General features: G+C 65.9%; 12 protein-coding genes. 8 read left to right on the forward strand and 4 right to left on the reverse strand.

Features of this window, described 5'->3' with window-relative positions; genetic code table 11:
* Positions 1–83 precede the first annotated feature (83 nt).
* Positions 84–464, forward strand: coding sequence for a winged helix-turn-helix transcriptional regulator (locus GGR47_RS05930; protein ID WP_147036488.1), 381 nt, complete (start codon positions 84–86; stop codon positions 462–464).
* Between the two features lie 158 nt (positions 465–622).
* Positions 623–760 carry a hypothetical protein gene (locus GGR47_RS05935; protein WP_017978454.1) on the forward strand — a complete coding sequence of 46 codons (138 nt, stop codon included), beginning with the start codon at positions 623–625 and terminating at the stop codon, positions 758–760.
* Here the strand turns inward: GGR47_RS05935 and GGR47_RS05940 are convergent.
* Positions 724–1,497 (reverse strand): helix-turn-helix domain-containing protein, encoded by a 774-nt coding sequence (locus GGR47_RS05940; protein WP_276509904.1) that lies wholly within the window; start codon positions 1,495–1,497, stop codon positions 724–726. The genes GGR47_RS05935 and GGR47_RS05940 overlap by 37 nt on opposite strands.
* A gap of 257 nt (positions 1,498–1,754) precedes the next feature.
* Here GGR47_RS05940 and GGR47_RS05945 point away from each other — a divergent pair, with 257 nt between their 5' ends.
* Positions 1,755–2,858 carry a sensor histidine kinase gene (locus GGR47_RS05945; protein ID WP_147036485.1) on the forward strand — a complete coding sequence of 368 codons (1,104 nt, stop codon included), beginning with the start codon at positions 1,755–1,757 and terminating at the stop codon, positions 2,856–2,858.
* A gap of 16 nt (positions 2,859–2,874) precedes the next feature.
* Positions 2,875–3,264 carry a response regulator gene (locus GGR47_RS05950; protein ID WP_020486457.1) on the forward strand — a complete coding sequence of 130 codons (390 nt, stop codon included), beginning with the start codon at positions 2,875–2,877 and terminating at the stop codon, positions 3,262–3,264.
* 95 nt (positions 3,265–3,359) lie between these two features.
* Here the strand turns inward: GGR47_RS05950 and GGR47_RS05955 are convergent, their stop codons facing one another.
* Positions 3,360–3,548, reverse strand: a complete 189-nt coding sequence (locus tag GGR47_RS05955; RefSeq protein WP_147036484.1) for a hypothetical protein — start codon at positions 3,546–3,548, stop codon at positions 3,360–3,362.
* A 194-nt stretch (positions 3,549–3,742) separates the two neighbouring features.
* Between GGR47_RS05955 and GGR47_RS05960 the strand changes: the two genes are divergently transcribed.
* The 4 genes from GGR47_RS05960 to GGR47_RS05975 all read left to right on the forward strand — a co-directional run bounded on the left by GGR47_RS05960 (position 3,743) and on the right by GGR47_RS05975 (position 8,702).
* Positions 3,743–4,876: a Gfo/Idh/MocA family protein gene (locus GGR47_RS05960; protein ID WP_147036483.1), complete on the forward strand. Its 1,134-nt coding sequence runs from the start codon at positions 3,743–3,745 to the stop codon at positions 4,874–4,876.
* Between the two features lie 136 nt (positions 4,877–5,012).
* Entirely contained in the window at positions 5,013–6,353 is a 1,341-nt protein-coding gene (locus tag GGR47_RS05965) for an alpha/beta fold hydrolase (protein ID WP_244305104.1), read from the forward strand.
* Complete coding sequence (locus GGR47_RS05970; RefSeq protein WP_147036482.1) at positions 6,350–7,888, forward strand: GMC family oxidoreductase; 1,539 nt, start codon at positions 6,350–6,352, stop codon at positions 7,886–7,888. Before GGR47_RS05965 ends, GGR47_RS05970 begins: the two co-directional genes overlap by 4 nt.
* A gap of 10 nt (positions 7,889–7,898) precedes the next feature.
* Positions 7,899–8,702: an SDR family NAD(P)-dependent oxidoreductase gene (locus GGR47_RS05975; RefSeq protein WP_043059477.1), complete on the forward strand. Its 804-nt coding sequence runs from the start codon at positions 7,899–7,901 to the stop codon at positions 8,700–8,702.
* 21 nt (positions 8,703–8,723) lie between these two features.
* On the opposite strand, the gene GGR47_RS05980 is transcribed toward GGR47_RS05975, so the two are convergent.
* Together GGR47_RS05980 and GGR47_RS05985 are read right to left on the reverse strand one after the other, a co-directional pair.
* Positions 8,724–10,550 carry a glycoside hydrolase family 15 protein gene (locus GGR47_RS05980; protein WP_147036481.1) on the reverse strand — a complete coding sequence of 609 codons (1,827 nt, stop codon included), beginning with the start codon at positions 10,548–10,550 and terminating at the stop codon, positions 8,724–8,726.
* Between the two features lie 234 nt (positions 10,551–10,784).
* Positions 10,785–12,872: a catalase gene (locus GGR47_RS05985; protein ID WP_147036480.1), complete on the reverse strand. Its 2,088-nt coding sequence runs from the start codon at positions 12,870–12,872 to the stop codon at positions 10,785–10,787.
* Between the last annotated feature and the right edge of the window lie 223 nt (positions 12,873–13,095).

Below are 13,095 nucleotides of genomic sequence, written 5' to 3' on the forward strand. Positions count from 1 at the left end.
CCTTGATAGGCGGAAGCTAGGCACGGCCCCGACACGCTTCTAGACGGCACCATTCGCGTACCCAGGCACCAGGAGGTAACCACATGCAACCGGGAACGCCCGATGAGGAATGGCGCGAGGATTGCGCGCCGCGCCGCGTGCTGGAGCTGTTCGCGACCAAGTGGACCAGCATGGTGCTCCACACGCTGTCCGCCCGTCATGGCGGCGCCGCGCGCACGGGTGTGCTGCACCGCAGCCTGCCGGGTATATCGAAGAAGATGCTGACCCAGACGCTGCGCGATCTGGAGGCGAGCGGATTGCTGAGCCGGCACGTGCAGAGCGCCATACCACCCGCCGTCGAATATCGCCTGACCGACTTGGGCCGGCGCTTCGTGGAGTTCGTCGAACTGCTCTACGCCTGGGGGCGGGACAATGCGGACGCGCTGGACGCGCTGCATCCCCGTGCGACGTCGCGCCGGGCGTGACCGATCCGACGACCGGCTTTCAGGGAGGGAACGGTCGGCGCGAACGCGACGAGTCGCGCACGAAGACAGTGGTGTCGCCCGGTCATGTCCCGTACACTTGCGAAAACGTACCCGACCACGGGTGTTTAGGATTGAGGTGTACCGTGGACAAATGCAGCATGCAAAAGGCGTTCGATCACCTCGAGGCCGCGATGACCATTTTGGATGCGGAGGGGCAAACCGCTGCGGCGGCGCAGCTCGATCACGTGATGCAGATGGTTCAGGCCACCATCACCGCAGCGTCGGGCGCATCGTAAACGGTCGCGAGCATCGCTTCGACCCGCTGCAACCCCGATTGGGTCAATAACAGGTCGATCGTCGGGTCTCCGTCCCGTTCGATGATGCCGCGTTGCTGCAGCACCGCGACCCAGCGCTGCGTGGTCGAGCGGGCGATGCCGGCATAGGCGGCGATCTGGCTGATGCCGATGCTGCGCCCTTCCGCTTCCGCCAGATAGACGCCTATCAGGATCGATCCGATCGGGTCCGTGCTCAGATCGGGTCCGAACAGCCTGACGCGCGTCTCATGGACATGGCGGATGCTGAGGGCGGTCGCCCATAGCCGGGCCGGCGGCAATTGCCGCCCGTTATCCCGCCAGAACAAGGTGGCGATCAGGCGATCGGGGTCGGAGAAGCGCGTGACGAGCAGATTGGCCGCGATCGACGTGCCATCCGGGCGCAGATAGCGCTTCTGAAACCGGAGCGGCGCGGCGCCGTCCTCCAGCATCGCAAGCATATCGACGCTGCGCTGCAAATCGCGCGGGTCGGTAATGTCGCGAAACGAGGCGCCGATGACATCGCTCTCCCCGCGCTTGAGCAGATCAAGAAAGGCCTGGTCGGCCTGAAGGATGACCCCGTCCAGTGAAGACACGCAATGTGCAGCTGGCATTTGTCTCACCGTTACCCCGTATCGGTAACATACATCAGTCGAATTTAGCCGCAAGTCGGTTATGGGCTGATCGACAATTGTACGCAAATGGCAACACCTCTTCGTCATGTAATGAAATATAGTCTAAACTGGATGTATATTTGACGCAGGCTCGCGATGGGATGGGCGATTGCTATCCGGCAACGGCCTCCGGCCTCCCGGTCGTGACACGGCGTGGTCGATGCTTGCTGCCGATACAGCGATATGGAGCCGAAGCAGTCTAATCGCATTCGACCGCGCGTCGCCGGATGTTTGTGGCCCCGTCGTGCAGGGGCACCGGAAAAAAAGACGCTGCCAAAGGGCCGCGGGATGGCTAGACCCGTTCCGTGACCATCGCCGCCGTCCACGATCCCCGCTTACCGTTCCCGGCATCGGGGGGCGATTGCGCGGCGACGTTGCGGGCGATCGACTGGACCGCGCATCCGCTCGGCGATCCAATCGGCTGGCCGGCCCCCTTGAAGACCGCCGTACAGATCGTGTTGTCCTCAGCCTTCCCGATGATGGTGCATTGGGGGGCGGAGCTGTTCACCTTCTACAACGATGCCTATGCGCGCATCCTCGGCCGCAAGCATCCTGGGATGCTGGGACAGCCGGCGCGCGTATGGTGGTCGGAGATGTGGGACCAGCTGACGCCGATCTTCGATCGCGTGCTGGCGGGCGAAACGGTGTTCATCGAGAACGGCCGCTACACGCCGGATCGCGACGGCGTGTCGAAGGAAGCCTTCTTCACGCACTCGCACAGCCCGCTGTGGGATGCGGATGGCCGGGTCGCGGGTATCTTCCTCGTCGTCACCGAAACCACGTCCGAAGTTGTCGCCAGGCGGGACCGTGACGCGGCCACGGAGCAGCAGATGCTGCTGAACGAGGAATTGGCGCATCGGATCAAGAACACGATGAGCGTCGTGCAGGCGATCGCGCACCAGACGCTCGACAAGGTCGAGGATCAGGAGGCCGTCACCGCCTTCGGCAAGCGGCTGTCCGCGCTGGCGGCGGCGAACGACGTGCTGACGCGCGACCAATGGTCCACGGCCAAATTGGGCGACGTCGCGATCGGTGCGCTGGCGACCTTTGGGGAGGATCGGTTCGTGCTGTCTGGCCCCGACGTGGTCATTGGGCCCAGGGCGACGCTGTCGCTGTCGCTAATGCTGCACGAACTGGCGACGAACGCCGCCAAATATGGCGCGCTGACGGCGCCGGCGGGCCGGGTGGCGGTGGATTGGGTGGTGCGCCGTGAGGGCGACACGGAGATTCTTGATCTGTGCTGGACGGAGCGGGGCGGGCCGCCGGCAGCGGAGCCGACGCGCAAGGGATTCGGGTCGCGGCTGATCCACATGGGTCTTACCGGCTCCGGCGGCGTTGAACTCCGGTACGAGGCGCAGGGCCTGACGGTCACTGCGACGGCCCCGCTCTATCAGGTTCAAGAGGCGTAGCGCGTCAGCACACGACATGGGACAGTCCGAACCCCTTACCCGTTGGCCGGTCCTTGTGGTCGAAGACGAACCGATCCTTCGGATGGACGCGATCGGCATGGTCGAGAAGGCGGGGTTCGAAGCCGTCGAGGCGATGAGCAGCGCCGACGCGATCCGGCTGCTGGAAGAGCGGCTGGACATCCGTCTGGTGTATATGGACCTCGACATGCCCCGCAGCCGCAAGGGCATCGAGATCGCGGCGGCGATCCGCAAGCGCTGGCCACCGATCGAAATCATCCTCACCGCCGCCTATTTCACGCGAGACAGCGTCCACCTGCCCGAGAGAACCGAATTCTACCCCAAACCCATCAACCGCGACGAAATCGTCGACGCTATGCGGCGGCTGGTAAATCGTTCAGCTGCTTGAGTTTTCCGGAGTTTTATAGCGCTCGGATTGAACTGGAGGACCTCGCTGGGCCGGTCGATGCCCGATGCGTGAGGTAATGGCTAAGCGCGGCTCCTTCACATCGCGGTGACGGCACCCACCGCTGTAATCGTGGCGCGACGTCGTGCCGTCTGCTGTTGCTCGGACAGCGGTTTGCCGAGGGCAGTCTTCCCGTCTGACCGTTCCGGCATCCGATCGCCGAGGAAGCCGATTACGACCAGGGCAGCCAGCACGACCGCCGCTACCGCTCCAAGAACGGCATACATGGGTTTCCCTGTCTTCATGCGCTCGACCTGTCCTGCGATTCGACTGCGCGACCAAACCACCGAACGGACAAAACGAGCCTTTAGGGGAGGGATCCAGACCTAGTGTCCGCTGGCCGGTGCGCGCTGTCCGGTCGGGGGAACCATATACCGCGCTGGAGCGGTTGCGCCTGACTTTCCCCGATCAGGAGTTTCGCATGAGCATCGCTTCGGCACTCGGCCTCGGTGGCCGCAAGGTTCGCTACGCTATCGTTGGCCTGGGCGACATTGCGCAGGAGGCGTTGATGCCGGGCGTGTCGCATACCGGCAATTCGACGATCACCGCCTTGGTGTCGGGCGACCCCGAAAAATTGACGAAGCTCGGTAAGCGTTATGGCGTCAAGCATCTGTACGGGTACGAACAATTTCCGGCCTTGCTGGCATCGGGAGAGATTGACGCGATCTATCTGGCGACACCGAACTGGCGGCATGCCGAATTTGCGGTGCCGGCGCTGGAAGCGGGTATCCACGTCCTCAGCGAAAAGCCGCTCGACGTATCGTCGGCCAAGGCGCGGGAGATCATGGCGGCGGCGGTCAAGGGCAAGGCGAAGCTGATGACCGCCTATCGCCTGCATTTCGAACCGGCGACGCTGGATGCCATTCGCCGCATTCGTGCGGGCGAATTGGGTGACCTGATCGCCTTCACCGCCTGCTTCACGCAGATGGTCGACCCGGCCAACCATCGCGCGAAGAACGGGATCGAAGCGGGGCCGCTGTTCGACATGGCGCCCTATCCAATCAATGCCATCCGCTATCTGTTCGAGGCGGAGCCGCTGGAGGTCGTCTCTGCGGTCGCAACACGTCACCCGGAATCGGGCTTTGGTGATCTGGACGATACCTTCGCGGTGACGCTGCGCATGCCAGGCAGCCGCCTGGCCCAATTCACGGTCAGCTATTATGCGAACCAGGTCGACACTCTGACGATCGCGGGCACGAAGGGATCGATCCAGATGGATCCCGCCTTTGGCTTCGGTCAGGGCCTCGCGCACCGGCGACGTATTGGCGACAAGGACAGCCATGAGACGTTCAAGGCGACGGACCAGTTCGGCGGCGAGCTGAAATACTTTTCCGACTGTATCCTCGACGATCGGAGCCCGGAGCCGGACGGCGAGGAGGGGTTGGCCGACCTGCTGATCATCGAAGCGATCGTGAAGGCGCTGGACACCGGCCAGTCCGTGAAGGTGCCCCACATCGGTCGCACGCGCCGGATCGATCCGGACGCGCAGGAGCAGACGCTGCGGGCGGTATCGGTGCCCGATCCCGTCAACGCCGCATCACCGACCGGCGAGTAATCGTGCCGTCGCGGCCGCGGGCAAAATCTGCGGCCGCGACCGGTAATCGGCAAGCATCATTTCGACTGTTTCTGGAACCGAATGCTTGCCGCGCGACTTCAATATAAGTTGCTGATCTACATGAAAGTCGACGCGCGTGGCCTGTTTGTTTTTCCTCCACGCGCTGGGTGCGAGCGCGCGCGAATGGGATGGCGTGATCGCCGCCCTCGGCGAAGACTATGAGTGTATTCCGCTCAACCTACCGGGCTTTGGTGGCAGCGCGGACAGCGAGTGCGATGTCGCGGGGCTGATGGACTGGTTCGGTGGCGAAGTGGCCCGGCATCAGCCGCAGTCCTGGGCGGTGGTCGGCCACAGCATGGGCGGCAAGATCGCCACCTTGGCAGCGGCGCATGCCCGCGATGGCGATGCGCGCTTCACTGGTCTCGCCGCGGTGGTTCTGCTGGCGGCGTCACCGCCCGCGCCGGAGCCGATGGACGAGGATCGGCGCAAATTGATGCTCGACTGGTTTGCCGATGGCGCGATCGATGCGGACGAGGCTGCGCAATTCGTAGACGACAACACCGCCGCACGGTTGCCCGAACCACTCCGCGAACAGGCCATCGCCGATGTCCGCTGTTCCGGGCGCAAGGCTTGGACGGGCTGGCTGGAACGCGGCAGCCGCGAGGACTGGCGGGAGGCCGCGGGTCAGATTGCGGTGCCCGCGTTGATCCTGGCGGGCGGTGAGGATGACGATCTGGGGGAGGATGCGCAACGCCGCCTCAACCTGCCGCATTATCCCGCCGGTCGCATCAGCGTGATCGAGGGGGCGGCGCATCTGCTGCCGTATGAGCAGCCTGAGGCTGTCGCCACGGCGATTGCAGATCACGTGTCCGCGGCCTTTGCCCGCGCATTGCCGCCGGCAATGATCGCGCTGCTGGCGTCGGACCGCGTCAGCTCCCGCACGCGCGCGGTCTTGACGGCACGTCACGCGGTGCCGGGCCCGATAACGCTGCTGTCGGAACGACAGGCGGCGACGCTGGTGGCGCTGATCGAGGCCGTCTTGCCGGGGGCGTGCGATCCCTGCGAGCTTGCCCGGCGGATCGATGCGGTGCTGGCGGCGGGGCAGGGCGATGGCTGGCGGCGTGCGGAGCTGCCCGCGGACGCCACGTGCTGGCCCGCGGCGCTCGACACGCTCGACGTGATGGGGGGCGGATTTGCGGATGCCGATCCTGCTGCGCGTGAGCGCTGCTTGCGGAGCTTGGCCGCGGGCGAGGCGGCCGAAACCGGCGGAACGCTGTCACCCCGTCAGTTGCAATTGTGGTTCGCGGAGGCGCGCGGCGAGATCGCGCGCCAGTGGATGGCGCTGCCGGCGACGATGGCGCGCATCGGTTACGACGGGTTCGCGATCGGCGGCGATGGCGCGCGCAAACGGGGCTATGTTCGCGCCGCCGCGGATACGATCGAACCCTGGCAACAGCTCGCGGGCACGCGCGCGTGAGTGCTGCCATCGGGACCGGCAATGATCCGGTCGACGTCGTGGTCATCGGCAGCGGAGCCGGCGGAGCGCCGCTGGCGGCCCGGCTGGCACAGGCGGGCGTCTCGGTCGTCGTGCTGGAGGCGGGGCGCGCCTTTCGTCCGGACGAGCATGTCGCCGACGAACTGGCGGCCGACATCTACTGGATGGAGGAACGGCTGAGCGGCGGTGCCGATGCCACCGCGTTCGGCGCCAACAACAGCGGCATGGGCGTCGGCGGATCGACGCTGCATTGGGGCGCCTTCTGCCCGCGGCCCGATGCACGGGACCTTCGGCTGCGTTCGCTCAGTGGCCACGGCGAGGACTGGCCCATCGCGCATGCGGAGCTGACCCAGTATATCGAGGCAGTCGAGCGGTGCATCGGCGTGTCCGGTCCGGCGACTTATCCCTGGGACCCGGCGCGGCGTTACGAATTGCCGCCCGTGCTGCGCAACGCGTCCGCCGACGCGATGGCGCGCGGCTGTGCGGCGCTGGGCATTACGGCGACCGATGCGCCGGCCGCGCTCGTGTCGCGGGATCGCGCGCAGCCGCACTGGGGCATCCGACAAGCCTGCATCAATTGCGGCACCTGCCACCAAGGCTGCCGCGTCGCCGCCAAGGCCAGCGCGGATACGAGCTGGCTGCCGCTCGCCGTGGCGCATGGTGCCGAGGTGCGCGCGGAATGCCGGGTGATCGATCTGGAGCGCGACGGCCGCGGCCGCGTGACGGCGGTGGTCTACGATCGCCGTGGCCAGCGCGTCCGTCAGCGCTGCGGCGCCGTGTTCCTGTGCGCGGGCGGCGTGGAAACGCCGCGGCTGCTGCTGAACCTCGGCCTGGCCAATTCCAGCGGGCAGGTCGGGCGCAATTTCATGGCGCATGTCGCGACGCAGGTGTGGGGTCGGTTCGACGCGGACATGCGCATGAACCGCGGCTATCCCTCGTCGCTGATCAGCGAGGATATGATGCGCCCCGCAGACCTCGATGCCGCGGGTGGGTATCTGATGCAGAGTCTGGGCGTGCTGCCCGTCACGCTGGCGACCAATCTGGCGCGCGGGGGCGGCCTGTGGGGGCAGGCGCTGGTCGATCTGCTCGACGATTACAATCGGCTGGGCGGCATCGGCATCAACGGCGAATGCCTGCCGTCCGACGCCAATCGTCTGACGCTGTCGGATGAGACCGATGCCTATGGGCTGCGCAAGGCGCGGATCGATTTCAGCTATGGCGAGAATGAACGTGCGATCGATGCCCATGCGCGCGCGACGATGACCGCGATCTGGGAAGCGGCGGGGGCTCGCGACATTCTGGCGGTGGAACGCTCTGCCCATACGATCGGCACGTGCCGGATGGGCGTCAGCGGAGACCGAGCGGTGGTCGATCCCGATGGTCGCAGCTTCGATATCGCGAACCTGTTCATCTGCGACAATTCGGTGTTCCCGAGCGCGCTCGCCGCCAATCCGGCGCTGACGATCATGGCGCTGTCGCTGCGAACGGCCGACCGTTTCCTCGCCAATCGACGTTAAGGAGAAGACCATGGATCTGGGTATCACGGGACGGATCGCACTGATCAGCGGCGCGGATTCGGGTATGGGCAAGGAAACCGCCCGGCTGCTGCTCGAAGCGGGCGTACGCGTCGCCGTCACCGACAAGCCGGGCGGCACGCTGGACGATGCGGTGCGCGAGCTGTCTCCGCTCGGCGAGATCGTCGCGGTGACAGGCGACGTGACCAAGGTAGACGAGGTGACGGCGATCTGGCGGCAGGTGCGCGAAAAACTGGGCGATCCCGATATCTACGTCAACGCCGCGGGCGTCACCGGAGCGACCGGGGATTTCCTGGAGGTGGACGATGCGGGCTGGCTGGAGACGCTGGACATCAACCTGATGGGTGCGGTGCGCATGTGCCGTGAGGCGATCCCGGCGATGCGCACGAAGGGCTGGGGCCGCATCGTGCTGTTCGCGTCGGAGGATGCGGTGCAGCCCTATATCGACGAACTCGCCTATTGCGCGTCCAAGGCCGGGATCCTCAGCCTCGCGAAGGGGCTGTCCAAGGCCTATGGCTGCGACAATGTGCTGGTGAACACCGTGTCGCCCGCCTTTATCGCGACGCCGATGACCGACAAGATGATGCGCAAGCGCGCCGAGGAAAAGGGCGTGTCGTTCGACGAGGCGATCGCGAGCTTCCTCGAGGAGGAGCGCCCCGGCATGGTGCTGAAGCGGCGCGGCAAGCCCGAGGAAGTCGCCGCGGCCGTCGCCTTCCTGTGTTCGGAGCGCGCCAGTTTCATCAACGGCGCCGGCATCCGCGTCGACTCCGGATCGGTGTTCACGATCGCCGGCTAGGCGTAGCCGGGGGCCGCCTGCTCAGTCGCAGGCGGCTTCGTCGTTGAGGACGGACAGCGCCATCAGATGCGCCAGGTGGCTGAGGCCCTGGGGCAGGTTGCCGAGGAAGGCGCCGGTGTCAGCGTCGACCATCTCAGCCAGAATGCCGTGGCCATGCGACAATGCGGCGGTCAGCTCGTCGAGCATCGCCCGCGCCTGATCACGCTGGCCGAGCAGGGCGCGCGCCTCCACCATCCAGAACGAACAGGCGAGGAAACAGCCCTCTTCCCGCGGCATGCCGGTGTAGCGATAGTGGAAGGGGCCGGCGCCCAGCTCACGGTCGATCGCGTCGAGCGTCATGCGCAGCCGTTCCTTCCCGTCGAAGCCGAAGCGAACCGCGAGCGCCAGCGAAGCGTCGATCGCGTCGGCACCCGGGTACATGACGAACGCCTGGCGCTCGTCCGACCAGCATTCCGCCTCGATCCAGTCCTTGATCCGGTCGCGCTCGCGCTGCCAGCGTTCGCGGCAGGTGGTGGGCAGCTGGCCCTGATCGGCGAGTTCGACCGCGCGGGCGAGCGCCTGCCAGCAACTGATCTTCGACATCGTATAATGCCGTTCGTCCTGCAATTCCCACATGCCCGCATCGGGCAGGCGCCAGCGATCCGCGCATTGATCGGCGAGGTGCGAGAAGAATTCGGCGCTGGCGCTGTCGAGGATGTTGCCGCACGCGACGAAGCACGAAGCGGTTTCGAAGATGTCGCCATAGACGCCGTGCTGCGCCTGATCCGTCGCCAGATTGCCGGTGACGACGGGTTGGCTGTCGCGATAGCCGGGCATCGCCCATTCGGAGACGTTCGGCACCACGCCGCCACCGAGCGTGTAGCAGACGCGCGTTCCCGTCTCGCGCAGCTGGTTGAGCAGCCAGGTGAACGCGGCCTTCGCCTCGGCCTGCGCGCCCGCGGTCAGGAACGCCTTGATCGTATAGCCGGCGTCGCGCACCCAGGCATAGCGATAGTCGTAATTCTTCTCACCCCCGATCCCCTCGGGCAGCGACGTCGTCGCGGCAGCGGCAATCGCGCCCGACGGCGAATAGAGCAGCAGCTTTAACGCGAGCGCACTGCGCAGGAAGGCGGGGCGATCGGCGCCGCGATAGGTGACGCCGGCGGCCCAGTCGCGCCATTCGGCATCCGACGTGTCGATGCGGGCGTCGATCTCCGCGATCGGCGGCACGACCAGCGGCTCGTCGCGGCCCGCGACGATCGCCACGGTGCGCCGTTCGCCGGCTGCGACCGTCACCGAACCGGTGATGCCTTCGTCGGACCAGCGGCATTCGACCGCGTCATCATGGATGAACAGGCCGAGCACACGCTCGACGTGGAACACGGTGTGTTCGCCGATCGTCGAATGATAGGGATTGACCGTATCGCCGCGCCGTCCCGGACGCATCGTCAGCGCGAACCGGACTTCCCCGTCCAGCCCTTCGATCCGTCGGGCCAGTTCCGCCCACGGGAGCCGCCCTGCAGTGCCGCTGTTGAGCGACTCGGTCAGGCGGGCGCGTCCCGTGGCCGTCGTGAACACGGTTTCGAGGACGTTGCTGTCGTCGCGGTAGCGGCGTTGAATCGTAAACGGCCCGTCCGGGGTCAGGCTGAACCGGCCACCGCGATCCGCGTCGAGCAGGCGGTCGAACAAGGGCGGGGAATCGAGGTTCGGCACGCACCACCAGTCGATCGACCCGTCGCACCCGGACAGCACCACCGACCGCCCGTCGCCGAGCGCGCCATAGCCGGCGAGCGGCAGATAGCCGTCCGTGCGTACATGTGCCGGATCGGCGGTCGGGGCACGCAGGCGATCGATCAACCCGGTCAGCATGCGGAGGGACGCCGGTTCCGCCGCGTATAGTCCTGAATCATCCGCGGCAGTCCCAAATGGTTGTGCCGCTTACAATGTTTGTGATCCATGTTGGTTTCTGTGTGCCGGCACGCTGGCGCAAGGTTTGCGCGCTGGCAGACATCCGGCAGCCGCCCATCGGCACCGCTGCCGGATGTCTGCCTGCCTATGGGCGGATCGTGGCTGGCCGCACGCCGGGGCCAGCCACGCTTACGCTCAGGCTAGAGTGCGAACGCTGGCCTCCCGGTCCCAATAGCGTTTCTTGGCCGCCTCGACGAACCCGGACAGATCGGTGATCCCCTCGTCGGGCTCGACGCCGGCCTTGTCGAGCAGGGGCTTGGCTGCGGCATTGTGCCCGATCGCTTTCAGATGGCCGAAGGCGTCCATCACCCATTGGACCGCAGCGCCTTCCTTGACGAGCTTGGCGCAAGCCGCCTCCGACAGGATGACCGCACAGGCATCGACCGTCACCGACGGCTGACCGAACAGCTGTGCGTCGGCGGCGATCGTGCTGCCATTGGATAGCGGGACCTTGCCGACCTTGGGCGCGATCGTCATCGCCGTGCCACCGGCGCCCTTCACCGCATTCTGCACCGTCTTGAGCTCGCCGGAGTTGGTGCCGTCCGCGATCAGGATGCCGACGGTGCGCCCCTCCAGCGTGTGCTTTTCGAGCGGGCCGCGGATGATCCGCAGCGCGGGCGAGGGGTCCATGTCGAGCACCGGCGCGGCGGTCTTCGACGCGGGTGGCAGGTCCATGGCGAGGCCGTCGGCGACGCGGCTTGCCAGATCCTCGTCAACGTTGCGCAGATTGGCCATCATCGCGATGCGGATATGCTCCAGGCTGACTTTGCTCAGCTCGAACACCAGGGCAGAGGCGATGTGCGCCTGTTCGGCCGGATCCATCGACCGGAAGAACAGGCGCGCCTGGCTGTAATGGTCGGCGAAGCTCTCCGGGCGGATGCGCAGCTTATGGCCCTGCTCTTCCGACGGGAAGGTCTTGTAGCCGCCATCCGGGTCCTCGCGCGCACCGGCTTCCTCGCCCGCTTGTGCCAGGCTGTTGGGCTCGTAATTGGCGCGGCCCTTGGGCACCGCCATCTGCATGTGGCCGTCGCGCTGCTGGTTCATGAACGGGCAGCCCGCCGCGGCGGCGCGCCCCTTCGCACTGTTGATCGGCAGCTGGTGGAAATTGACCGATCCCAGTCGCGACAGCTGCGTGTCGGTATAGCTGAACAGGCGTCCCTGCAGCAGCGGATCGTTCGAAAACCCGATGCCCGGCACGACATGGCTCGGCACGAACGCGGCCTGTTCGGTTTCGGCGAAGAAATTGTCGGGATAGCGGTCGAGCACCATCCGCCCGACGATGCGGACCGGCAGCACCTCCTCGGGAATGATCTTCGTCGCGTCGAGCACGTCATAGGGCTGGCTGTTGGCGAAGTCCTCGTCGAACAGCTGCACGCCCAGCTCCCATTCCGGGAAGTCGCCGCGATCGATCCGCTCGAACAGGTCGCGGCGCTGGAAATCGGGGTCGGCGCCCGCGATCTTCACCGTCTCGTCCCAGATCGTCGAGGCGAGGCCCGCCTTCGGCTTCCAGTGGAACTTGACGAAGGTGCTCTTCCCCTCCTTGTTGATGAAGCGGAAGGTGTGGACGCCGAACCCTTCCATATTGGCGAAGGTGCGCGGCAGCGTTCGGTCCGACATCGCCCACATCACCATATGGGTGGATTCGGGCATCAGGCTGATGAAATCCCAGAAGGTGTCGTGCGCGGTCGCCGCTTGCGGATAGCCGCGGTCCGCCTCCATCTTGGCGGCATGGATCAGATCGGGAAACTTGATCGCGTCCTGGATGAAGAAGACGGGGATATTGTTGCCGACGAGGTCCCAATTGCCCTGCCGGGTGTAGAATTTGACCGCGAAGCCGCGCACGTCGCGCGGCGTGTCGATCGATCCCGCACCACCCGCGACGGTCGAGAAGCGCGTGAACACCTCGGTCCGTTGCCCCTTCTTCTGGAACAGGTCGGCGACGGTGATGTCGGCGAGGCTGTCGGTGCATTCGAAATAGCCATGCGCCGCGCTCCCACGCGCGTGAACGATCCGCTCGGGGATGCGCTCATGGTCGAAATGGTTGATCTTCTCGCGATAGATCTCGTCTTCCAGCAGAACCGGACCACGCGCACCCGCCTTCAGCTGGTTCTGGTTGTCGGCGATCGGCGTGCCGTGATTGGTGGTCAGTACCGGATGCGCATCGTCGGTGATCTGATGGGTCTCGCCGCCCGAATAGGGGGCGCGTAGCGTGGTATCGGTCATGATGGCTCCTCGTACTTTGACACTGCAAACGAGCCGTCGGGACGGTCGGGTACGGGCATGATCTGGATCAATACGATTCCAGGCCGGTCGCGGCACTGCGGCGATGGTGGGCGCGTACGATCAATACGTGTCAATCGGCGTCCAAAAAGGACCCCCTATCGGCGTCCAAAAGGGACCCCGTTTGTCGAGCGGTGTGACGGGTATGGCGGGCGTGCCGTTCGCG

Origin of the sequence: Sphingomonas aquatilis (genome assembly GCF_014196115.1) — a bacterium.
GTDB lineage: Bacteria > Pseudomonadota > Alphaproteobacteria > Sphingomonadales > Sphingomonadaceae > Sphingomonas > Sphingomonas aquatilis.